At 42.8% G+C, this 23,228-nt stretch carries 21 protein-coding genes, 1 pseudogene and 1 riboswitch; of the genes and pseudogenes, 2 read left to right on the top strand and 20 right to left on the bottom strand.

Features of this window, described 5'->3' with window-relative positions:
* Positions 1-11: 11 nt before the first annotated feature.
* The 5 genes from pcrA to V7161_RS15505 all read right to left on the bottom strand — a co-directional run bounded on the left by pcrA (position 12) and on the right by V7161_RS15505 (position 6,364).
* The gene (pcrA, locus tag V7161_RS15525; protein ID WP_335713888.1) at positions 12-2,273 is read right to left on the bottom strand and encodes a DNA helicase PcrA; all 2,262 of its coding nucleotides are present in this window, start codon (positions 2,271-2,273) and stop codon (positions 12-14) included.
* Between the two features lie 70 nt (positions 2,274-2,343).
* Positions 2,344-3,027 carry a heptaprenylglyceryl phosphate synthase gene (locus V7161_RS15520; RefSeq protein ID WP_335713887.1) on the bottom strand — a complete coding sequence of 228 codons (684 nt, stop codon included), beginning with the start codon at positions 3,025-3,027 and terminating at the stop codon, positions 2,344-2,346.
* 137 nt (positions 3,028-3,164) lie between these two features.
* Positions 3,165-3,479, bottom strand: a complete 315-nt coding sequence (locus V7161_RS15515) for a YerC/YecD family TrpR-related protein (RefSeq protein WP_223596068.1) — start codon at positions 3,477-3,479, stop codon at positions 3,165-3,167.
* A gap of 18 nt (positions 3,480-3,497) precedes the next feature.
* Positions 3,498-4,547 (bottom strand): DUF3048 domain-containing protein, encoded by a 1,050-nt coding sequence (locus V7161_RS15510; RefSeq protein WP_335713886.1) that lies wholly within the window; start codon positions 4,545-4,547, stop codon positions 3,498-3,500.
* 71 nt (positions 4,548-4,618) lie between these two features.
* Complete coding sequence (locus V7161_RS15505; RefSeq protein ID WP_335713885.1) at positions 4,619-6,364, bottom strand: adenine deaminase C-terminal domain-containing protein; 1,746 nt, start codon at positions 6,362-6,364, stop codon at positions 4,619-4,621.
* Positions 6,365-6,530: 166 nt separating this feature from the next.
* Here V7161_RS15505 and V7161_RS15500 point away from each other — a divergent pair, with 166 nt between their 5' ends.
* A complete protein-coding gene (locus tag V7161_RS15500) occupies positions 6,531-6,815 on the top strand; it encodes a YgaP family membrane protein (protein WP_289986415.1) in 285 nt (94 codons plus the stop codon).
* 49 nt (positions 6,816-6,864) lie between these two features.
* On the opposite strand, the gene purD is transcribed toward V7161_RS15500, so the two are convergent.
* From purD to V7161_RS15425, 15 genes and pseudogenes are all read right to left on the bottom strand, one after another.
* Positions 6,865-8,133, bottom strand: a complete 1,269-nt coding sequence (gene purD / locus V7161_RS15495) for a phosphoribosylamine--glycine ligase (protein ID WP_335713884.1) — start codon at positions 8,131-8,133, stop codon at positions 6,865-6,867.
* A gap of 12 nt (positions 8,134-8,145) precedes the next feature.
* On the bottom strand, positions 8,146-9,684 hold the full coding sequence (purH, locus tag V7161_RS15490; RefSeq protein WP_335713883.1) for a bifunctional phosphoribosylaminoimidazolecarboxamide formyltransferase/IMP cyclohydrolase: 1,539 nt from the start codon (positions 9,682-9,684) through the stop codon (positions 8,146-8,148).
* Positions 9,659-10,261, bottom strand: a complete 603-nt coding sequence (purN, locus tag V7161_RS15485) for a phosphoribosylglycinamide formyltransferase (RefSeq protein WP_223596058.1) — start codon at positions 10,259-10,261, stop codon at positions 9,659-9,661. The genes purH and purN overlap by 26 nt, the downstream gene beginning before the upstream one ends.
* Positions 10,258-11,292 carry a phosphoribosylformylglycinamidine cyclo-ligase gene (gene purM / locus V7161_RS15480; RefSeq protein WP_223596056.1) on the bottom strand — a complete coding sequence of 345 codons (1,035 nt, stop codon included), beginning with the start codon at positions 11,290-11,292 and terminating at the stop codon, positions 10,258-10,260. The genes purN and purM overlap by 4 nt, the downstream gene beginning before the upstream one ends.
* A 6-nt stretch (positions 11,293-11,298) precedes the next feature.
* Positions 11,299-12,705 (bottom strand): amidophosphoribosyltransferase, encoded by a 1,407-nt coding sequence (gene purF / locus V7161_RS15475; protein WP_335713882.1) that lies wholly within the window; start codon positions 12,703-12,705, stop codon positions 11,299-11,301.
* Positions 12,681-14,906, bottom strand: coding sequence for a phosphoribosylformylglycinamidine synthase subunit PurL (gene purL, locus V7161_RS15470; RefSeq protein ID WP_335713881.1), 2,226 nt, complete (start codon positions 14,904-14,906; stop codon positions 12,681-12,683). Before purL ends, purF begins: the two co-directional genes overlap by 25 nt.
* Positions 14,890-15,573, bottom strand: a complete 684-nt coding sequence (gene purQ / locus V7161_RS15465; RefSeq protein ID WP_335713880.1) for a phosphoribosylformylglycinamidine synthase subunit PurQ — start codon at positions 15,571-15,573, stop codon at positions 14,890-14,892. The genes purL and purQ overlap by 17 nt, the downstream gene beginning before the upstream one ends.
* A complete protein-coding gene (gene purS, locus V7161_RS15460; protein WP_223596048.1) occupies positions 15,570-15,824 on the bottom strand; it encodes a phosphoribosylformylglycinamidine synthase subunit PurS in 255 nt (84 codons plus the stop codon). The genes purQ and purS overlap by 4 nt, the downstream gene beginning before the upstream one ends.
* Positions 15,817-16,530 carry a phosphoribosylaminoimidazolesuccinocarboxamide synthase gene (gene purC / locus V7161_RS15455; protein WP_335713879.1) on the bottom strand — a complete coding sequence of 238 codons (714 nt, stop codon included), beginning with the start codon at positions 16,528-16,530 and terminating at the stop codon, positions 15,817-15,819. The genes purS and purC overlap by 8 nt, the downstream gene beginning before the upstream one ends.
* 77 nt (positions 16,531-16,607) lie before the next feature.
* Entirely contained in the window at positions 16,608-17,903 is a 1,296-nt protein-coding gene (gene purB / locus V7161_RS15450) for an adenylosuccinate lyase (protein WP_335713878.1), read from the bottom strand.
* A gap of 3 nt (positions 17,904-17,906) precedes the next feature.
* A complete protein-coding gene (purK, locus tag V7161_RS15445) occupies positions 17,907-19,055 on the bottom strand; it encodes a 5-(carboxyamino)imidazole ribonucleotide synthase (RefSeq protein WP_335713877.1) in 1,149 nt (382 codons plus the stop codon).
* On the bottom strand, positions 19,048-19,536 hold the full coding sequence (gene purE / locus V7161_RS15440) for a 5-(carboxyamino)imidazole ribonucleotide mutase (protein WP_335713876.1): 489 nt from the start codon (positions 19,534-19,536) through the stop codon (positions 19,048-19,050). The genes purK and purE overlap by 8 nt, the downstream gene beginning before the upstream one ends.
* Positions 19,537-19,664: 128 nt before the next feature.
* Positions 19,665-19,766: riboswitch (purine riboswitch) on the bottom strand.
* Positions 19,767-19,860: 94 nt separating this feature from the next.
* Positions 19,861-20,058 carry an NETI motif-containing protein gene (locus V7161_RS15435; protein ID WP_223596039.1) on the bottom strand — a complete coding sequence of 66 codons (198 nt, stop codon included), beginning with the start codon at positions 20,056-20,058 and terminating at the stop codon, positions 19,861-19,863.
* A complete protein-coding gene (locus V7161_RS15430; protein WP_223596038.1) occupies positions 20,055-20,597 on the bottom strand; it encodes a DUF2179 domain-containing protein in 543 nt (180 codons plus the stop codon). Before V7161_RS15430 ends, V7161_RS15435 begins: the two co-directional genes overlap by 4 nt.
* Before the next feature lie 46 nt (positions 20,598-20,643).
* Positions 20,644-21,516: pseudogene (locus V7161_RS15425) on the bottom strand (mechanosensitive ion channel family protein).
* Between the two features lie 79 nt (positions 21,517-21,595).
* On the opposite strand from V7161_RS15425, the gene V7161_RS15420 reads away from it, so the two are divergent.
* Positions 21,596-22,816, top strand: a complete 1,221-nt coding sequence (locus V7161_RS15420) for a translocation protein TolB (protein WP_335713875.1) — start codon at positions 21,596-21,598, stop codon at positions 22,814-22,816.
* The last annotated feature ends 412 nt before the right edge of the window (positions 22,817-23,228 follow it).

Below are 23,228 nucleotides of genomic sequence, written 5' to 3'. Positions count from 1 at the left end.
ACATTTCAATCTTACGCCTTTTTAATTGGTGCGAATTTGGCGAGCAAGCGCTTGATGCCTACTGGACTTGGGAAGGCGATATCAAGCTCCGTCCCTTCGCCTTGGCCTTTTACACTTACGACCGTCCCAATACCCCATTTACCATGCTCGGCTTTATCGCCGACCTTCCAGCCAAGTTCATCACCGCCGGAAGAGGCTGAAACTGGGCGCATGACGGGTTTCCGAGGTGCGGATGGGGTGCCAAATGTGCTTCCCCGGCCACCAAATGAAGAGCCTGATGATCCGAATGACCTTGAGCTGCCAAAAGGAGAAGCCTGGCGTCTTTCTGGTTCGACACCCTCTAAAAGGTCTTCCGGAATTTCGCTGATAAATCTAGATGCTGGGTTCATATTGGTTCGTCCGAACAAGGTTCTCATTTGGGCATTGGTTAAGAACAAGCTTTGCTCAGCACGCGTAATACCCACATAGGCAAGGCGGCGTTCCTCTTCCATTTCTGCTTCTTCCATAAGCGAGCGACTGTGAGGAAATACCCCTTCTTCCATGCCAATCAAGAAGACAACCGGGAATTCCAAGCCCTTAGCTGAGTGCAGTGTCATTAGCGTAATCGAATCCGCCTTTTCACCCTCTTCATCCAATGAATCAATGTCGGCTACCAAGGCTAAATCTGTTAAAAAGGCAATCAGACTCTTATCTTCATTTGTATCTTCAAAGTTTTTGGTTACAGATAATAATTCCTCAAGGTTTTCTAAGCGGCTTTGTGCTTCCAATGATTTTTCCGCTTTGAGCATTTCCTTATAACCAGTCTTATCAAGTACTTCTTCAACAAGCTCGGTAACGGATAAGAACTCTTGCATATTTGTATAATTGCGAATTAAGTCGCGGAATTCAATCGCGGCTTTCGTAATCTTAGGACTTACACCAATCAATTCAATGGAATCGAGTGCCTGATAGATGGAGATATCATGCATTGCTGCAAAATTAGCAATCTTATCAAACGAGGTTGAGCCAATTCCCCTTTTCGGTACATTGATAATCCGCTGCAGGCTTATGTCATCATCCGGATTGGAAATCAAACGCAAATATGCCAGCATGTCTTTAATTTCTTTTCTGTCATAGAATTTTGTACCGCCCACAATCGAATATCCAATGTTCGATTTAAGCAGCACTTCCTCCATAACACGGGACTGGGCGTTTGTACGATAAAGAATAGCAATATCTGTTAGTTTAATTTTGTCATCACGGGTTAGTTCCTTAATTTTTCCTGCAACGAATTGAGCCTCAGACTGTTCACTATCAGCACGGTAATAAACAATTTTGTTACCTTCCGGGTTTTCAGTCCAAAGATTCTTCGCTTTTCGGTTCAGGTTATTTTCAATAACTTTATTAGCCGCCAAGAGAATCCTTTTGGTCGAGCGGTAGTTTTGCTCAAGCAGGATAACAGAAGCGTTGGGGTAATCTTTTTCAAAGGAAAGGATATTGGCAATATCCGCCCCGCGCCAGCGATAAATGGACTGATCGGAGTCCCCGACAACACATAGGTTTTTGAAGCGCATCGCGAGCATTTTTACGAGCATATATTGGGCTCTATTGGTATCCTGATACTCATCGACATGGATGTATTGGAACTTTCGCTGATAATATTCAAGCACCTCTGGAACCCTTTGAAATAACTGAATCGTCGTCATAATCAGATCATCAAAATCGAGCGCCTGATTTTTGCGCAGCCGCTTTTGGTATTCTGTGTACACTTCACTTACGGTTTGTTCAAAGAACCCGCCTGCCGTTTTCGCATATTCCTCAGGGTCAATCAGTTCATTTTTTGCAGAACTAATCGCGCCTAATAGCGCCCGCGGGTCAAACTTCTTAGGGTCAAGATTTTTTTCTTTAAGAATCCCTTTAATGACTGATTGCTGATCAGTTGTGTCAAGAATTGTAAAATTGCGGTTAAAGCCCATCCGGTCGATATCCCTGCGTAAAATACGTACGCACATCGAGTGGAAGGTCGAAATCCAGATTTCTTCCGCTGCTCCGCCCATCATTTTCCCGATTCTTTCTTTCATTTCGCGCGCAGCTTTGTTGGTAAAGGTAATTGCTAAAATGTTATATGGGTTTACTCGTTTTTCTACTATTAGGTACGCAATGCGATGCGTTAATACTCTTGTTTTTCCACTGCCTGCCCCTGCCATTAATAAAAGCGGGCCATCCGTTGCTTTTACGGCACTTTGCTGCTCTGGATTCAGGCCATTCAAAAGCTTATCCGTTAAATATTGCATGATTCCACCACCATTACAAACATTTGTTCTTATTTTTATTTTATCGTTTCTTGCATTCAAGCGCAAATTTCTATCGAATACTTTTAACCGTTTCTAAGGCTTTTTCAAAGTTGTCATAAAGAGCGTTGCCAACGACAATCACATCGGCATGCTTGGCCATTTCTGCCGCTTGCTCCTTTGTTGAAATGCCGCCTCCATAAAAAAGAGTTGTTTTTTCAAGAACCTTCTTCACGTCTGCTACGAGATCCACATTTCCATATTTGCCGCTGTATTCAAGATAAAAAATCGGCAGCTGAAACATTTTTTCTGCCATCATCGCATAGGCCTTTACATCTTCGTTTGTTACGCGGGAATTAGATGCGGTTAGTTGGGCCGCTTTGCAATCTTCATTCAAAATGCAATAGCCCTCCATGACGATTTCATCCCAGTCCATGATCTCGCCGAATTCCTTTACAGCTTGATGATGAAGCCCTGTAATCCACTTCGTATCGCTGCTATTTAAGATTGTTGGGATAAAATACAGATCAAAACCCGGTGTTACAGTTTCAATGCTGGAAACTTCCAAGACGCATGGAACGGTATACCTTCGGATTCTTGCCATCAAATCAAGGACATTTTCAAGAGTCACTCCGTCTGTTCCGCCGACCATCACGGCATCGGTGCCTGATTCACATATTTTTTCTAACTGGTCATCTGAAATTTCTTTATTTGGATCGAGTTTAAACACGTGGCGCCACTCGCGAAAATCATACATTAAAGGATTCCTCCATTACATAAGTCCATTTCACCATTATAGCATTAGCCCATTCGATAAAAAAATAAAACAATGAAACTAGTTTTAGAAATGATAACCAATCAAAAAGAAAAACCGAAGGAGTCCCTTCGGTTTGTTTATACTTCTTCCGTTTTGCTGTTTTCTTCTTTAATCCGTTCCAAAACCATTTCATACGTATCATTGCCAAAATTCAAGCAGCGTTTTACCCGTGAAATCGTAGCGGTACTTGCGCCCGTTTCGGTTTCAATTTTGTGGTACGTATTTCCTTCACGGAGCATTCTGGCAACATCTAACCGCTGGGCAAGAGACTGAATTTCATTGATCGTGCACAAATCATCAAAGAAACGGTAGCATTCTTCTAAATCCTTTAATGAAAGCACTGCTTTAAATAATTGATCGAGCTCTTTTCCCCTTAATTTATTTATTTGCATATACTTTACCCCTTTTAATTAATTTACATTAAATGAAACGCTTTTTTGTAGTCCAGGGTTGGTTGGCACAACATTGACCCACGTTTTTCCCGGTACTAAACGAATCTCTTCCCCATCCTTGATCGGAACAAGTAAGCCGTTCTTATTCTTCCATTCTACCTCAGTTACTTTCCCCTTTTGAAGCAAATAACCTTTTCCGCCGGATTTCAGATCAATATCCCGGCGCCCATACGAATCAATAACTTGATGAACGGCTTCAATGATGAAAATATTATCGAGCAGAACTGGTTCTTTCGTGTCTAAATCAACGGTTTGCTCTCCGCCTGAGAAACGCTTATATTTGCCTAGTGTACTGTCATACTCGTAGGTTGAATCAGAAATTGCACTTTTGGAGTAAGAGATCATTACGGACTTGGCATCATTTCCTGTAATATTTTTGCTTTCTTCCTCTGTATAGAACTTAAAAGCAGGTGGACTTTTTTCCATAGAGTAGTGTTTTTGTTCGGCGCCCTTTAAAATATTGTCAAAGGTAATATAAGAGTTATGAGGTGCTTTCCGCGTGCTTGATCGTTTAAATAGGGTCCCATCATAGACCATTCCATTCAAATTATCGATATAATTTCCCTCAAGCATTTTCTTTGCTTCCTCACTCCAGCCGTGGGCAATATAGAGTGCGTTTAGTCCTTTAGCCAGTTCGATATAATAATCCCTTGCACTTCGGACAGGACCGATATTCGTCGGCTTTTCACTTTGAAAAACGGCCAGGAAGCGGGTGATATCGCCCTCTGCCAGCACTTCATAGACCACATCGGCTTTGTTTAACCCTGACTGCGGTCTTGCTTTTGGATGATTATTAACCATTACCGCTACAGCTCGACCATCGACAGCGGTTTTAGACCTGATACCAGTCAGCGGGAAAAAATAAGGGTCCTCTTGCTTCTGGTCCTCTTTTTCCACCACTTTGTCAACTACTTCGTGCTTTTTTTCCGGCTCCTTAACCTTTTCCTTGTTACTGCAGCCTGAGAACAGTAAAAGGACAGCTGCCATGGCAACAGCCCATTTTTTCATCTATGCAACACCCCGAATTCCATTCTTGATGTTAGATACTTTCACGCTTTAACCCTTTACCTAATTACAGTTTAACGCATTATCGAAGGAAATAGAACTGTTTTATTCATCACATCATACATTCCTTGCTGTGTAACACGAATGTATGGTAAATGAGTAGACGAAAAGAACAATAAACTGTACATCGGATCGGAAAAAGAATAACCTCTGGCCGCCAGCTCTTTGAATAATCTTTTTTCCTGAATCATTAATTCTTCTACCGGCGCTTCAGACATAATTCCGCTTAACTGCAGCGGCAGCTCGCAGACAATCTCTGCGTTCTCCATCACTACTATCCCGCCGCCCAGCTCTTTCATTCTATTAAAAGCATAAATCATATCTTGTTTATTTTTTCCTATTAATATAATATCTCCTGTATTCGAAAACGAGCTTGCTAAAGCAGAAAGCTTGGTTGCAAAGCCTTTTAAGATAGTATTAATCCGCCATTTTCCTTGCCGGTCAATTAATGTAAAGAAACATTCATCATGATTGGTTGGCAGTTCATCACTGGAAACATCAATCGCGATCGAATAAGGTTTTGTGATAACGGAATTCTCCATTTTCACTCCAAAAGGCATCGAGAATTGCAAATCATCCATCGTTAATTCCCAATCCAGTTCCATTGGCTTTAATCCATATGGAGCCCAATTGATGGAAGGATAAGCGTCTTCTACCTTCACACCATCTCGCTTCACCCATTTCCCTTTAGCAAGAACGGAAACAGGTGTTGGATTTTCGATACTTGATAAAAAGTTAATATTGGCAACACGGCCAGTAGCAATATTACCATGTAAATGGTCAATATTATAGTATCTGGCGATATTTACAGTTGCCATATTATAGGCATCAATTACAGGAACTCCCTTTTCAATCGCAATGCGAATCATTTGATCGTTGAGTCCTTGTTCGTAAAAAATCGATGAAGAACCATCCGTATTAAATATCAATCTATCATACGCCTCGATGCCTAACCGTTTCATGTCATCCAATATTTGCGGCAGATCTGGGCGAAGAGAGGAATACCTGAGCGATACCATATATCCCTGCATCAGTCGGTTGTAAACCTCCTCACCTGTCATCGCTTCATGGTCACAATCAGCGCCTAAAAGCATCATTTTTGCTAAAGTTTTTTCAGAAGCACCAGGAAAATGCCCTTCGATTTTCTTACGCATTCGTTTTGCTTCTTGAATCCAATGCAGCATCATATCATCGCCATCAAGCAGCTTCGGCCAGCCGGTCAGCTCACCGCCCTGAAGGACAGCATCATGCTCAAGCCAGGATTTAATATTACTGTGCGAAAAAATTTCTTCTTCATGCAAAACTTCGGTTTGCGAATCAAAACGACACCACCAAAACATCGTTGTTGGAATCGAACGAAGGTCCTTCAATAATGAGAACGCTTCCCTTTTTTTCATATTTAAAATCAAGGCCATATTGTCACTAATTAACGTCGTGGTCCCAAACTGTGATGCATAGGCAGCAAATGTATGGGGATTATATAAATTAAATGGATGAGCGTGTGGTTCAATGTATCCTGGTACAAGGATTTTGTCCGTACAATCAATGATTTCACAGCTCTTTACATTTTCCGGCATTTTATCGCCAACATATACAATCCGATCTTCGTAAATCCAAATATTAGCACGCATCCATTTGCGAAAGGTCTGATTTAAATACAAAGCATTTTTTAATAATATGGTGGGAGCCGTTTTCCCATCCAACACGGACACATGCATGCGTAAGTGTTTATTTTTCCAGCGGTAGCGTTGTTCCAGCATACAAAATCCCTCCCTTTTTAAAAAACTATCTATATAATAAAATCTTGATTTATCAACAAAGAAAGCCCTTACAAAATTTCTTTAGATACTATACTATCATACTTTACAATTTAAAGCAGTAAAGAAATGATAAATATTGTAAAAATGTTGTGAAGGAGTGAACAAAATGAATATCAGACCAAATATTGGCATATTAAACGCATTAATCCGGATTACGATGGGCCTAACCATTCTTGCTTGGAGTACCTCTAAATTGGTGAAGCACCCATGGCGGGATTCCTATTTGTTTGTGGCATTATGCGGAGCGATGAAGGTTGCTGAAGGAATTGTCCGTTATTGTCCGATAACAGCGCTATGTGAGAAATGCCAGGGAATGATTGAGGAACACAATCGTTCGACGGATTCTATGGACGGGATGGAAGGTATAGAGGTTCCTTATAATCCAACCTGAAATGAAAAGGGGCTGACCGCGAATGGTCAGCCTTTAATTGTAGTGATACTCAAAAAACGTGCTCAATTGCCTTTGAACCGATATCTTTTCGATAAAATACACCGGCACAATTTAATTTTTCGAGTTCAGCATAAACCTTTTTCTGCGCTTCAACTAAATTTTCAGCCTTTGCTCCTACTAAAAGAACCCTGCCTCCGGCTGTAGTGAAGTCCCCTGCATCGTTTTTCCGCGTTCCCGCATGGAAGGTGAATACATTTTTATCAAATTCACCTAATCCATGTAACACGGCACCCTTTTGATATTCTTCAGGATACCCCTTGGAAGCGACCACCACACCAACCATCGACTGGGAGTCCCATTCAAGGACCGGAACACCGCCATCTAGAAGTTCTAGGATTACAGCCACTAAATCAGACGACAATCTCGGTAAAATCACCTGTGTCTCCGGATCACCGAAGCGCGCGTTAAATTCTATTACCTTTGGGCCTTCAGCAGTTGCGATTAATCCTGCATACAAAATCCCGCAAAAGCTTCTGCCTTCCTTAACCATCGCTTTGGCTGCAGGGCGAAGAACGGTTTTAACAGCCGTTTGAACCATATCCGCATCAATCTGCGGAACAGGGGAATAGGCACCCATTCCGCCGGTATTCGGCCCTTGGTCGCCATCAAAGGCCCGCTTATGGTCCTGGGCAATCTCAAGCGGAATGACTACTTCTCCATTCACAAGGGCCATTAACGAAAACTCTTCTCCGCTTAAAAACTCTTCAATTACCACTCGTGAGGATGCGGCCCCAAATTTCGCCCCAACCAGCATGTCCTCCAAGCTTGCTAAGGCTTCCTCTTTGGTCATTGCCACCGTTACACCTTTACCGGCCGCTAAGCCGTCTGCTTTTATGACAATCGGTGCTCCCTTTTCCTCGACATACTGACGCGCATCCTCAATAGAGGTAAAAACTGCGTAATCAGCTGTAGGAATCTGGTATTTCTTCATTAATTCCTTCGCAAACGATTTGCTTCCTTCAATTTCGGCTGCAGCTTGGCGAGGTCCAAACACTTTTAAACCTGCTGCTTCAAACTTATCAGCCAAACCTTCCAACAGCGGTACTTCTGGGCCGATAATCGTTAGGCCCACGTCCTCTTTTTTCGCAAATTGAAGAAGCTGCTCGCAGTTCGATTCTTCTATTGCAACAAGCTCCGCCACATCAACCATGCCGTCATTACCAGGAGCTGCATACACTTTTTCTACAAGCGGGCTTTCACTTACTTTACGACAAATGGCATGCTCTCTTCCGCCGCGGCCAATGATTAGAACTTTCACCATGTCTCCCCCTTAATGTTTAAAATGTCTTACTCCTGTAAATACCATTGCAATTCCGTATTCGTCTGCTTTTTTGATGGAATCGGCGTCGCGAATGGATCCGCCAGGCTGAATAATTGCGGTAATTCCTGCTTTCGCAGCTGCTTCCACAGTATCATCCATTGGAAAAAACGCATCGGAGGCAAGTGCAGCACCTTCGGCTTTAGTGCCTGCCTGTTTCAGCGCAATCTCTGCTGAGCCGACACGGTTCATTTGGCCGGCACCAATTCCAAGTGTCATGTCTTCACTTGAAACAACGATGGCATTTGATTTCACATGTTTTACTACCTTCCAGCCAAGCTTCATTGCTGCCCATTCCGCCTCTGTCGGCTGTCTTTTAGTTGGAATCGAAATTTCGGCATGCTCTAATGTGAAGCGATCCTGCTCTTGGACAAGTAATCCGCCTTCAATCGTTGTCATCTTCATTTCTGCCTTGGGTGCTTGCTCGAACGGAATCGTTAATAATCGTAAATTCTTTTTCGCTGTTAAAATTTCTAAGGCTTCTTTAGTAAAAGAAGGAGCAATGATAATTTCTAAGAAAATCTCATGAAGTTTCCCAGCCGTTTGTCCGTCGACTTCCCGATTAAATGCAATGATTCCTCCGAAAATCGATACCGGGTCCGCTGCGAAAGCTTTTTCAAACGCCTCAAAACCCGTCTTTCCTGTTCCAACACCGCACGGATTCATGTGCTTAACTGCAACAGCTGCAGGCTCTGAAAATTCTTTAACAATTTGCAGGGCGGCATCGGCATCATTGATATTATTATAAGAAAGCTCTTTGCCATGAAGCTGTTCGGCATTTGCAATCGAGAACGTGGAGCCTAATGGCTTTTTATAAAAAGCTGCTTGTTGATGCGGATTTTCTCCGTACCTTAATGTCTGCTTCAATTCATATGTAACCGTCAATTTTTCAGGAGTTTCTTCCTGAGCAAGATCGGTCATATATTCTGCGATTAAAGCATCATAGGCAGCTGTATGGCGGAATACTTTCGCCGCAAGCTTTCTCCTGGTTTCAAGCTTCGTTGAACCATCTGCTTTTAATTCAGTCAGAACCTTTTCATAATCAGCGGGATCTACAACTACAGTGACATATTGATGATTTTTTGCAGAAGCGCGGAGCATCGTCGGTCCACCGATATCAATATTCTCAATTGCATCCGCCACCGTTACATCCGGCTTTTCAATCGTTTGCTGGAATGGATAGAGATTCACGCAAACAAGCTGGATTGGCGTAATGCCATGCTCATCAAGCTGTTTTTGATGGTCCTTCTCGTCATGCTTTGCAAGTAAACCGCCATGAATATACGGATTTAATGTTTTAACACGGCCTTCTAAGATTTCTGGAAACCCGGTAACATCACTGACACCGAATACTGGAATCCCCTGCTCCTGAAGCATTTTCTTTGTCCCGCCAGTTGAGATGATTTCAAAGCCTAAACGATCTAATTCTCTAGCAAATTCGCTAACTCCACTTTTGTCAGATACACTAATTAGCGCGCGCTTTTTCTGCATATAAAACCTCTCCTTGTGTAATAAGCATTTGTAGAATCGATGGATATAGCTTATGCTCAATCGCCTGAATCTTCGTGGTTAAACTTTCTCTTGTCTCGTTTTCCTCAATTCGCACTCGTTCCCTGACAATGATCGGGCCTGTATCCATTCCAGCATCAACAAAATGAATGGTTACGCCGCTCCATTTTGCTTTCGCTGCTAACGCCTGTCCTATCGCATCTTTACCTGGAAAGTCTGGCAGAAGGGAAGGGTGAATGTTCACGATTCGCCCCTCATACTCTTTTAATAAGGTCGGTCCAATCAGACGCATATACCCGGCAAGAACAATCAAATCCACTTTATTTTCCTTCAGTAGTACAGATATGACTTTTTCATAGTCTGCCTTGCCAGGATAGTCTTTAGGATTAAAAACAAAACAAGGTATCCCGGATGCTTTTGCTCTTTCGATGACGTAAGCACCTGGCTTATCACAAATCAAGAGGGCCAGGTTTGCTGCAAGCACACCGGATTGAACAGCCTCAACGATCGTTTGAAAATTGCTTCCGCTTCCTGATGCAAACACGGCGATTTTCTTCATCGACGACCACCTAAACCTTTAATGTTTATTCCTTCTTGATCGGTCACGACGCCGATTTCATAAGCTGTTTCACCACATTGACGGAAATATTCCACAAGTTCCGCCGCATTGTCTTGATCCACCGCAACGACCATGCCTATTCCCATGTTAAAAATATTATACATCTCTTTATAATCGATTTGTCCAACCTCAGAAATCAATTTGAAGATATTCGGAATCTGCCAGCGTTTTTCATCCAACTCCGCACCTAGGCCGGCAGGCAGCATCCTTGGAATGTTCTCGATAAATCCGCCCCCCGTAATATGGGCCATCCCTTTTAGGTTAAACTTTTCAAGCGCAGACAAAATCGGCTTTACATAAATTTTCGTTGGTTTTAATAATTCTTCCCCTAATGTACACCCGAGTTCGTCAACGAATTCAATTAAGGACCAATTGTTAAACACTTTTCTAACAAGTGAATAGCCATTACTGTGGATTCCACTGGAAGCGAGCCCAATCAGCACATCGCCAGGCTTGATCGCTTCGCCGTTGATTAACTTCGACTTTTCACATGCACCGACTGTAAATCCAGCCAGGTCATATTCATCCTCGCGATAAAGTCCCGGCATTTCCGCCGTTTCCCCGCCGATCAGAGCGCAGCCAGCCTGCTCACAGCCGTCCGCAATTCCCTTCACAATGGCCTCGATTTTTTCAGGAACAGCTTTCCCGCAAGCGATATAATCGAGGAAGTATAACGGTTCTGCACCTTGCACGACGATATCATTCACACACATTGCCACCGCATCGATACCAATCGTATCGTGCCGATCCATCATAAAAGCAATCTTCAGTTTCGTGCCGACTCCATCGGTGCCTGACACCAGTACTGGTTCTTTCAAATTTAACGCAGAAAGATCAAACATGCCGCCAAAACCGCCGAGACTGCCCAGTACACCGTTTCTTGCTGTTCTTTGAACATGCTTTTTCATCCGATCGACAGCTTCATAGCCTGCTTCGATATTTACTCCTGCTTGTGTATATGCATTTGCCAAAAGTCGTCAGCCCCTTTGATAATAGTACTGAAGTGTATCAGGATATATTTCTGTCGGATAATTTCCAGTAAAACAGCCAAGACAAAAACCACCGTTACCGTCCTGCCCAAGCGCTTTTACCATACCATCTAAGCTTAAAAAGGTTAATGAATCGGCCCCAATCAGTTCCCTGATATCTTCAACCGATTTATCAGAAGCAATTAATTCTTCCCTTGTTGCCGTATCTATTCCATAAAAACAAGGGTTTTTAATTGGAGGAGAGCTGATCACCACATGTACCTCAGTCGCTCCTGCTTCTTTAAGTAGTGTGACAATTCTCCGGCTCGTCGTACCGCGTACAATCGAGTCATCCACCATGACAACACGTTTTCCTTCCACGACACCACGGACAGCGGAAAGCTTCATTTTAACACCCTGCTCACGCAAGGCTTGTGAAGGCTGGATAAAAGTCCTGCCAACATATTTATTTTTTATTAATCCCATTTCATAAGGAATCCCGGCTGCTTCGGCATAGCCAATGGCTGCTGAAATACTGGAATCAGGAACGCCTGTAACAACGTCAGCATCAATTGGCGCTTCTACTGCCAGTCTTTTCCCCATGTTTTTACGGGCCGTATGGACATTGATCCCCTGGATATTACTATCCGGTCTTGAAAAATAAACATATTCCATCATGCAAATGGCTTTAGTTGAGCTCACTGCAAATCGTTCGGAAGTCAGCCCCTTCTCATTAATGATCAGTAACTCTCCAGGCATGATATCACGGATGTATTCAGCTCCGACCACATCGAAGGCACAGGTTTCTGAAGCAACAACATAAGCATCGCCGAGGCACCCTAGTGAAAGCGGCCTTAGTCCATGAGGGTCAAGTGCCACCATTAACTCGGTTTCCGTCATAATTAAATAGGCATACGCACCTTTCAACATTGAAAGGGCATTTTTTACACGGTCATTCATTTGGGCAAAGCCGCTTCTTCTGATTAAATGTGCCAAAACTTCTGTATCCGAGCTTGTTTGAAAAATACTTCCTTGAGTCTCAAGCTGATGTTTTAAGGAATTCGCATTAACAAGGTTGCCATTGTGTGCAAGCGCCAGACTGCCGCTTTGTGAATGGAACAGGAGCGGCTGGACGTTTTCGTAACCGCCGCCTCCTGCTGTCGCATAACGAACATGGCCAATGGCTGCTGAGCCAGTTAATTCTTTCATCGCATCTGCTGTAAAAATCTCCGTTACAAGCCCTTCGCCCTTAACCCCTTTTAAGGTTTTGCCATCAGAGACAACAATACCCGTCCCTTCCTGGCCGCGGTGCTGAAGGCTGTGAAGCCCGTAATAAGTAAGTTGGGCAGCATCTGGATGACCCCAAACGCCAAATACTCCGCACTCTTCGTTTAGTCCCTTGATTTCAGCAAGCATGGGATCGCTCCTTTCCAGGCAGCTTTTAATTCTTCTACTGTACTCTCAAGTACTGTTTCGCTATCCGAATTGACTTTGACTGTTCCTGAAAGATTTACTTCGCCGATTAATTGAGCTTCAACTAAACTTTCAAACTCCACTTGATGTTCTTTTTTCACTGATAATAAAAAGCGTGATTGTGTTTCACTGAAAAGGGCAGAAACTGAATTTCCGGCAATTTTCACTTCCGCACCAAGTCCGTTGCCGTTAAATAAGGATTCTGCTAATGCTACAGCTAGACCGCCTTCTGAAAGGTCATGGGCAGACTGAACCACTCCAGCGCGAATCGCGGCCAGAACTTGATTTTGTCTATCTTTTTCTAAGGTCGTATTTAATGCTGGCGCTTTGCCAAAAACTTTGCCGTGAACTAGCTTTTGTAATTCGCTGCCACCGAACTCTTCTTTTGTTTCCCCTAGAAGGTAAATAAGGTCGCCAGTATTTTTAAAGTGTTGAGTCGTAATATGGTCTAAATCCGTCACAAGTCCTACCATCCCAATTACCGGTGTTGGGTAAATCGCAGTCCCGCTTGTTTCATTATAGAGGGATACGTTACCGCCAATGACAGGTGTTTCAAGGATGCGGCAGGCTTCACTGATTCCATCGGCTGCTTTTTCGATCTGCCAAAATACTTCCGGTTTTTCCGGACTGCCAAAGTTAAGGTTGTCAGTAATCGCTAATGGTTCTGCACCAGAGCAGACAATATTCCTTGCTGCTTCGGCTACGGCAATTTTTCCGCCGGTTTCCGGGTCTAAATACACATAGCGGGAATTGCAATCGGTTGTCATCGCTAAGGCCTTGCGAGTGCCGCGAATTCTGACTACAGAAGCATCTGACCCTGGCGCTACAACTGTATTGGTACGAACCATGTGGTCATATTGCTCATATACCCATTCTTTGCTGGCAACGGTAGGCTGGCTTAGGATCTTTAATAAAGTTTCTTTCAAATCCGCAACTGGCGGAACTTCATTCTCCATTGCTTGGAACTCTCGGAAATAAGCGGGCTCCTGTGATGGCTTTTGATAAACCGGAGCATCTTCCGCCAAGGCATCTACCGGTACATCGGCAACGATTTCACCTTGATGGATTAAGCGCAGCTTTTTATCATCTGTAACCTTACCGATGGCAACTGCTTCTAAATCATATTTATCGAAAAGATCCTTGATCTCTTGTTCTCTTCCTTTTTTAACAACAATCAGCATCCGTTCCTGTGATTCTGAAAGCATCATTTCATAGGCTGTCATTCCCGTTTCACGCTGCGGGACCAGGTCAAGATTCATTTCGATACCCATTCCGGCCTTGCTTGCCATTTCCGCTGAAGAGCTGGTAAGACCGGCTGCTCCCATATCCTGAATGCCGACAAGGGCATCGAAGTGAATTAACTCAAGGCAGGCTTCTAAAAGCAGCTTTTCCATAAACGGGTCGCCGACCTGAACCGCCGGACGATCTTCATTTGAGTTTTCTGTTAATTCTTCAGAAGCAAAGGTTGCACCGTGAATACCATCACGGCCTGTTTTGGCGCCAACATACATGACCGTATTACCTTCACCGTGCGCCTGGCCTTTTTTAATATCCTTATGATCGATGAGACCCACACACATCGCATTGACAAGCGGGTTCCCTTCATAGCATGGTTCAAATTGGATTTCGCCGCCAACAGTTGGAATTCCGATACAGTTTCCGTAACCGGCAATTCCTGCTACAACTTCTTTAAATAGGTAGCGGACCCGTGCTGTATCAAGTTCACCAAAACGAAGTGAGTTTAATAGAGCGATCGGACGTGCACCCATCGAAAATACATCGCGGATGATGCCGCCAACACCAGTAGCTGCGCCTTGATACGGCTCAATAGCGGATGGATGGTTGTGGCTTTCAATTTTGAATACGACCGCCTGGCTGTCGCCAATGTCGACAATTCCCGCACCCTCTCCTGGGCCTTGAAGGACTTTCTCCCCTGTTACCGGAAACTTTCTAAGAACCGGCTTGGAGTTTTTGTAGCTGCAGTGCTCGGACCACATGACCGAAAACAAGCCTGTTTCCGTATAATTCGGCGTCCGGCCAAGGATGTTTTCAATCATTGTAAATTCCTCATCGGACAAACCCATTTGCTGATATAATTTCTCTGCTTTTACTTGTTCTGGATTTGGCTCAAGCTTTAACAACATTTGCTTCCCTCCATGACTTTACAATTGATTGAAATAACTTTAATCCGTCTGCTCCGCCCAAAAGTTCATCTACAGCCCTTTCAGGGTGCGGCATCATGCCAAGAACGTTTCCTTTTTCGTTGGTGATTCCCGCTATATCTTCTAAACTACCGTTTGGATTTTGCTTATAGGTAAAGACGATTTGATTATTCGCCTTTAAGTTTGCCAGCGTTTCTTCATCACAGTAATAATTTCCTTCGCCATGGGCAACAGGGATCGTAATCGTCTGCCCTTCTTCGTATGCGGCAGTAAAAATCGATTGATTGGTTTCTACCTTTAATTCCACTGGTTTACAAATAAATGAAAGGCTTTCGTTGCGGCGCATAGCCCCTGGAAGCAAGCCAGCTTCCAGAAGAATTTGAAAACCATTACACACGCCGAGAACAGGCTTGCCTGCTTCAGCCGCTTTGACGACTTCCTTCATGACCTTGCTGAAGCGGGCAATTGCGCCCGTGCGGAGGTAGTCTCCATAGGAAAAGCCGCCAGGAAGAAGAATTCCGTCAAATCCTTCTAAGCTCTCAGTATCATGCCACACATATTCGACCTCTTCACCAAGCTCATCTTTGATGGCATGGTACATGTCGACATCACAATTGGATCCCGGAAAGACGATGACCGCAAACTTCACTGTGCGACACACTCCTCTACTTCATATCGGTAATCTTCGATAACCGGATTGGCTAGTAAACTTGTGCAAACTTCATTGATTACCTCATGAATATCACGTTCTGATTTTTCTAAAGTCAATTCCATATATTTTCCGATGCGGACGTCTTTTACTTCGTTATAGTTTAAGGAATTTAAGGAATGTGTAACTGCTTTCCCTTGCGGATCTAAGACACTTTCTCTTAATGTGACAAACACCTTTACTTTATACATGCTGACGTCCTCCAAGTCTTGTTAAGATATTTTCATAGGCTTCTGTTAAACTTCCTAAATCGCGGCGGAATACATCCTTATCGAGCTTTTCATTTGTCTCTTGATCCCATAATCTGCAGGTGTCAGGAGAAATTTCATCAGCTAGGAGGATTTGACCCTCACTGTCTTTACCAAACTCTAGTTTGAAATCAATAAGGCGAATCCCTAGTTCTTTAAAAAAGCTTGATAAAACTGTATTAATTTGAAGTGCTTTTTCTTTTAATACTGTGAGTTCATCTGTTGTTGCTGTCTTAAGCTCAAGAATGTGATCAACTGTTACGAGCGGATCGCCAAGCTCGTCATTTTTGAGATAGAACTCTACAAGTGGTGCATTTAGCTGTTGACCTTCTTCGATTCCTAATCTTTTGGATAGGCTTCCTGCAGCCACATTGCGAACGACAACTTCCAGTGGGATGATATCGACTTTCTTCACCAGCTGTTCAGTTTCAGAAGTCTTTTTGATAAAGTGGGAGTCAATTCCCTGCTCTTTAAGCTTTAAAAATAGCAAGCTCGTAATCTCGTTATTTAAACGACCCTTGCCATTGATGTCTGCCTTCTTCTGTCCGTTAAAAGCTGTAGCGGAGTCCTTGTATTCGACTAAAACAACTTGTTCATCGTTGGTTGCGTAAATTCGTTTTGCTTTGCCCTCGTATAGTAGTTCACTCATTATGGATCACTCCTTGTGTTCGCAATATTGGGAAACTTCATTATAAAGAGAGGCACGATCCATGCCCCTCTATTTTTTTAGTTCAATCCTAATCGATCAAAAATCGTATCAACATGTTGGAGATGGTAGTTGTAATCAAAGCAATCCGCAATTTCGGCTGGTGAAAGCAAGGAAGTAATTTTGTCTTCTGCTTCAATCAAGCCGCGGAAAGGAACTTGCTTCTCCCATGCTTCCATCGCTTTTGGCTGCACCGTGTCATATGCTTCCTCACGGGATAATCCTTTATCAATCAAGGCCAGCAGCACGCGCTGTGAGTAAATCAACCCTAGCGTACGATCCATGTTGCGTTTCATATTTTCTGGATAGACCGTCAAGTTTTTCACAATATTTCCGAAACGGTTCAGCATGTAATTCAAGCCGATAGTGGCATCCGGCAAAATAATTCTTTCTGCTGATGAATGGGAAATATCACGTTCATGCCAAAGCGGTACATTTTCATATGCGGTCAGCATGTAGCCGCGAATCACTCGGGCAATTCCTGTCATATTTTCTGAACCAATCGGATTTCGTTTATGCGGCATGGCCGATGAGCCCTTTTGTCCTTTTGCAAAAAACTCTTCAACCTCACGCGTTTCACTCTTTTGCAATCCGCGAACTTCAACAGCAAATTTTTCAATGGATGTTGCAATTAATGCGATGGTTGACATGTAGTGAGCATGACGATCGCGCTGCAGGGTTTGCGTTGAGATTGGCGCTCTTTGCAGCCCTAACTTTTCACACACGTACTGTTCCACGAACGGGTCGATATTGGCATACGTACCTACAGCGCCGGAAATTTTGCCAAACTCAATTCCTTGTGCAGCCTGCTTAAACCGTTCTAAGTTGCGCTTCATCTCTTCATACCAAAGTGCAAGCTTTAAGCCAAACGTCGTTGGTTCCGCATGTACGCCGTGCGTCCGCCCCATCATGACCGTGTATTTATGTTCCTGTGCCTTGTTTTTTAGAATCTCAACAAAGTTTTCAAGATCTTTTTGTAAAATCGCATTTGCCTGCTTTAAGACATATGATAATGCAGTATCAACTACATCCGTAGAAGTTAAGCCGTAATGCACCCACTTACGCTCTTCGCCTAATGTTTCGGAAACGGCGCGAGTAAAGGCCACGACATCATGTCTTGTTTCTTCTTCGATTTCTTTAATACGGTCAATATTGAAAGAAGCATTCTCGCGTAACTTCTTTACATCTTCCTTTGGTATTTCTCCAAGCTCGGACCATGCTTCACATGCGAGGATCTCAACCTCCAGCCAGGCATTAAAGCGGTTTTCCTCCGTCCAGATAGCTCCCATTTCAGGTCTAGTATAACGATCAATCATGTTTTATCCTCCGATCAGTTCTTTTGTTGTGAGCCAGATGCTGCTTTCGCTTATTTCTGAAAGTGCCGCTGAAACATCATCTCGTAAAATGGTAACATGCCCCATTTTCCTTTTCAATTTTGGTTCCTTTTTGCCGTACAAATGAACCTTCCAGTCTGTCATTGCCGGAATCTCTTGATATAAATTTTCAAGATGCTCTCCTAATAGATTGACCATAACGGCCGGTTTTAATAGCTCTGTGCTGCCTAACGGCCAATTACAGATGGCACGTATATGCTGTTCAAACTGTGACGTCTCACAGGCTTCAATCGTGTAATGTCCAGAATTATGCGGCCTTGGAGCCAGCTCATTAATGTAAATCGTTCCTTCATCCGTCACAAACATCTCAACGGCCAGTGTACCGACCAATCCGATCGAATCAGCGATGAGCTTAGCCTTTTCCATAGCACGGCCTCGTAAATTTCCTGATATCCTTGCCGGAGCAATCGTTGTATGCAAAATATTTTCATGATGAATGTTTTCTGCTACCGGAAAAAATGCCGTTTCACCATCTAGTTTCCTCGTCACAATTACGGAGATTTCTTTTTCAAAAGGAATCCATTTTTCTAGTACACACGCTCCATGATTAATAAGTGCATCTGCTTTTTGTAAATCCTTATCGCTTTTCAAAACAAGTTGTCCCTTGCCGTCATAGCCGCCTCGTGCCGTTTTCAATACAGCTGGGTAACCCATTCGTTTTATGTTTGAAAACAGATCTTCAAGGCTGTAGATGGCCTCATAAGGGGCAACCTCAACTCCAGCCTCCCGTATGGCTGCTTTTTCTTTAATTCGATCCTGCGTTATCGTTAAGAGCTTTGGACCTTGCGGGACATAAGCCTTCTCACAAATCCACTCTAATGTTTCTGCATCAATATTTTCAAATTCGTAAGTAATCACATCGCTGACCTCGGCTAGTCTGCTGATTGCCTCGCGGTCATTGTAAGCCCCGATGATTTCAAAATCCGCCACTTGGCCGCAAGGAGAGTCTTCGGCAGGCTCTAAAACGGCAATCCGGAAGCCTTGTGCTCTGGCGGACAATGCCATCATTCTGCCAAGCTGTCCTCCGCCGATAATTCCTATGGTAGCTCCAGGTAAAATGGTTTTATTAGACAAGTTGATCACTACTTTCTAGTGCTTCTAGTTTCATAGTTTCACGTCTAGCTTCTAATCTATTAGCGAGTTCTATGTCTTCTGTTGCTAGTATTTGTGCAGCCAGTAACCCGGCATTTACAGCACCGGCTTTTCCAATGGCCACGGTTGCCACCGGAACACCGCCCGGCATTTGCACGATTGATAGCAAGGAATCTAAGCCATTTAAGGCTTTTGATTGAACCGGCACACCGATAACCGGCAGCGTGGTTTTTGCTGCCACCATACCAGGAAGATGAGCTGCCCCTCCCGCACCGGCTATGATAACCTTTAATCCTCTTTCTCTAGCCTTTTCGGCATATGTAAACATCAAATCAGGTGTTCGATGGGCTGAAACAACCTTTTTTTCATACGGAATCTCTAATTGATCTAATATCTCACAAGCGTTCTTCATCGTTTCCCAATCTGACTTGCTTCCCATGATGACACCGACGCGCTTTTCCATTCCGATTCCCCCATTGATTCAAAATAAAAACCCGGCACAAATGGCATCTCTAGAAGAGAAAGCCATTTGTCCGGGCATGAGCATTTAAGGTCAACAAAACGGAGTTACTCGCCCCATTTTGTCTGCCGAACATATTGACTTTCCCTCATAGTCCAATAATTTACGGTTATTGGGTAGAAACTTATGGGCCATATTCCCATGGATATACGAGGGTAAAGATAAGTTGTTTTGTTAGATTATCTGCCTTTATCTTACCAAGCAACCTTCAGGCTGTCAACCAATAAATCGAACGTTATTTTTAAATCACTCTATAACGTTCGTGTTTTACTCTATTATTTTCGCTTCAAAGACTATTTGACGGCCTATTGGCTCATAAATCGTCTCATTTCCTTTTTTTACTTCTTGAAAAATGGGTTTTTCTGTTCTCCGGACAGGAAAGTATCCTTGCTGCTTTATTCTATTCAGGCATTCCTCAATACTTTCATTTTCCTGCACTTCAAATTGCATCTTCTTTTTACTCATGAAAACAATTTCCCTCTTTTCACAGATTTCACCCAGAACCCGCCATGAATCGCTTTCGGTTCATACGAGATAATGAATGCTTTCGGATCCAAGCTTTTAATCGTATCATATAGCTTTAATTCAAATTTTCTAGGGGTGAGAATTTGCATGGCCATGCGATCGCCCTCAAGACCATTTGCCTCCCAGTTTGTCACACCGTACCCTTTTTCTCTTAAAATTTTAGGCAAATCTTTATCATATTCCTTTGTAATGACATTAACAGTAATATACCCCAATGCCAGTTTCTCTTCAATTTTCATCCCAACAATGACACCAATCCCATATCCAACCGCATAGGCAATCAGGTTTTGGATTTCATTCAGATTATTTAAAACAAGGCCGAGTCCCAGTACATATATAACCACCTCAATCATACTTAGAAACGCAGCTAAGTAACGCTGGCCCTTTAAGGTCAGAATCATTCTTATTGTAAAAAAAGAAACATAAACAATATTAATCACGAGGATAATGGCAACCATAAGTAAACTATTTTCCAACATAAGATGTCCCCCCTTGCTTTTTACACACTATACTTTAGCACATAATTTATAAACGGTCAGTCCCTTTTTGTATAGATTCTCTATCAACTAGGGATTTTACTGCCATTGTATCTTCTGCAAGTTGGATCTTATTATCATATAGAGTTTGAGCAATAATTCGTCTAGCCTCTTTGGCAGCATCCCAATATAAAGTATCGTCCACAAGACCGGTAATCGTATATTCAATTCCTCTAAAGTTAGCGTTGATTGACGTCATCCCATAAACTTGAAACGGCTCGACAACACAATCGGAGGAATCCTTTTTTAAACAGTGCCCGTTTGTTTCATTTATTTCTTCACAAGCGATTTTCAAGATCTCTAATACCTTGGATGGATCCTCCCGATAACTCACAACTACTCTTTCAATAACACGCATTTGGTCAATATTATAGTTTTGGATCTGCTTTACTTCCCCGTTGCTGATCGTCAGCAGCTTGCCGCTCCATTCCCTTACCTTTAAAAAGCGCAGGCCAATCTCTTCGACTGTCCCATTGAAGGTATTATTAACGGTAATAAAATCACCTTTGTGAAGCTGCTTTTCATAAATTAAAAAAATTCCTGACAAGATATCCTTTATCAGGCTTTGCGCCCCAAACCCGACGATAACCCCGACAATCCCGGCCCCAGCCAGTACTCTGCCAAAATTATTCACATACTACGATATCGCAAAAAATATGACCGTTAGAGTTGCCGTGTATTTGGTTAAGGAACGAATCATGCTTTCAATCGTTTGCTCTTTCCGTTCCTCAAGAAAATTCGTTTTTTGAAAAAAATTATGAATCACTTTATTTATGATAAAAACAATTAGCCATGCAGTAACAACCGCTAATAAAATACTTGTAAATTTATATTGATGCAGAAAATAGAGCCTGTCCATCATGTCACCTTCTTCCCTTCCGTTCATCTTTAGTCTTTACCATTGAGGGCATACTAAATGAATAAAATGGGGGGTAAGTTTTATGCTTAAAAAAGTTCTTCTAATTTTGCTTCTTGTTTTTTCTATCATTTCATTCAATTCACCTGTATATGCTGAAAACTCTTTAAAGGCAGCTTTCGTACGTGGGGATAGCCTTTGGATTAAAGTCGGTGATACAGAACGGAGGATTACTGCCGGAGCTTATGTAAGGTATCCAAAGTGGTCGTTTGATGGTCACTGGGTAGCTTACTTAAAGGGCGGAGATTCTCCCTTTAACGGCGAGCTGTGGCTTTACAATATTAAAATAAATAAACACTTTAAAGTAGAATCGAATACTACCAGAGGCTTTCAATGGTCTCCTCGGGAAAATAAAATTGGTTTTCTTAAAGGGAAAGATTTATTTGTTTTAAATACGGGTTCCGCTTTTCTGGGTAATCAAGTAGCTGTGAATATTGAAAATTTTTCTTGGCTGCCGGATGGAAAGGGGTTACTTATCTCTTCAAAGGAAAGCGAAAAGCTTAATTCTGATATTATATTATCGAAGGTTTTAATTGGACGGCCTAAGCCGTTGACAAAGCACTTTTATACAGTGCCTGTTGGGGAAAGTGAGCTCTATATTAGTACAAGTCAGTTTAAATGGTCTTATGATCATAAGTGGATTAGTTTTTTAATGGTGCCAACAGCGTCCTTATCTGCTGATGGTAATATGCTTTGCATTTTATCCTCTGATGGAAAGGTCTTTAAAAGAGTTGATGAGATGTTAAATTATGAGAAATGGTTTCAATGGGGACCTGCTAAAAATACTCTTGGATATATAAGCGGCGTAGGCAGAGAGGCATTGAAGAATAAGCAATTAAAGACGGTTAGTGTGCCAGATTTTCATAGGGTAGTTCATACTCCAGAGGGATATGCTGATCGGGACCTTGCTTGGAAGAATAATGATATTTTGTATGCTTCACGTTCAATGGAAAGCGAGTTAGTGGACGTTAATGAACGGCCACTGCCGAGTATATTTGAAGTTTCTAAAAAACAGATGCAAGTGACCTTTCCTTCTAAAAAGGAAGGCGACTTTGCACCGGAGTTTTTGGACCGTTCTCATATTTGGGTTAGGACGGATAGAAAGAGTGCTAATGTATTTGTTTCTCGGAACGCGGGAGAGGACTTATGGATTAAGGATATTACTTTAGGAACCTGGTATTACGAGAAGTGGCATTGGGATGAGGTTTTGGATTTATATGAGGGAATTGCTATTGGGAAGAGATAAAGGTTGCTGGGGTTAGGATATTACGAAGTTAACAAAACTTGCGGATTTGTCAGTGGGTTTTGGTCTATGGGACATTTCGTGTGATTTGGGCTGGCTTTTTGTCTCATAGAAGAGGTCAATGGGACATTTCGTGTGATTTGGGCTGGCTTTTTGTCTCATAGAAGAGGTCAATGGGATATTTCCGTTGATTTGAGCTGGATTTTTGTCCCATAGAGGGGGTCTATGGGACATTTCGTGTTGTTTAAGCTGAATTCTTGTCCTATAGAAACAGTATATGGGATATTTCCGGCTGTTTGAGGTAAGTTTTGTTCCATAGAACAGTCAATAGAGCTCTTCAAACAGGATTCTTTGGTCCCAATAGAAAAAGACAACCCTCGCGGATTGTCCTGTTCTTGTGCCTGGCAACGTCCTA

The sequence above is a fragment of the Neobacillus drentensis genome, assembly GCF_036965425.1.
GTDB classification, from domain to species: domain Bacteria; phylum Bacillota; class Bacilli; order Bacillales; family Cytobacillaceae; genus Neobacillus; species Neobacillus drentensis_F.
This window is presented reverse-complemented; position numbering and strand designations above follow the sequence as displayed.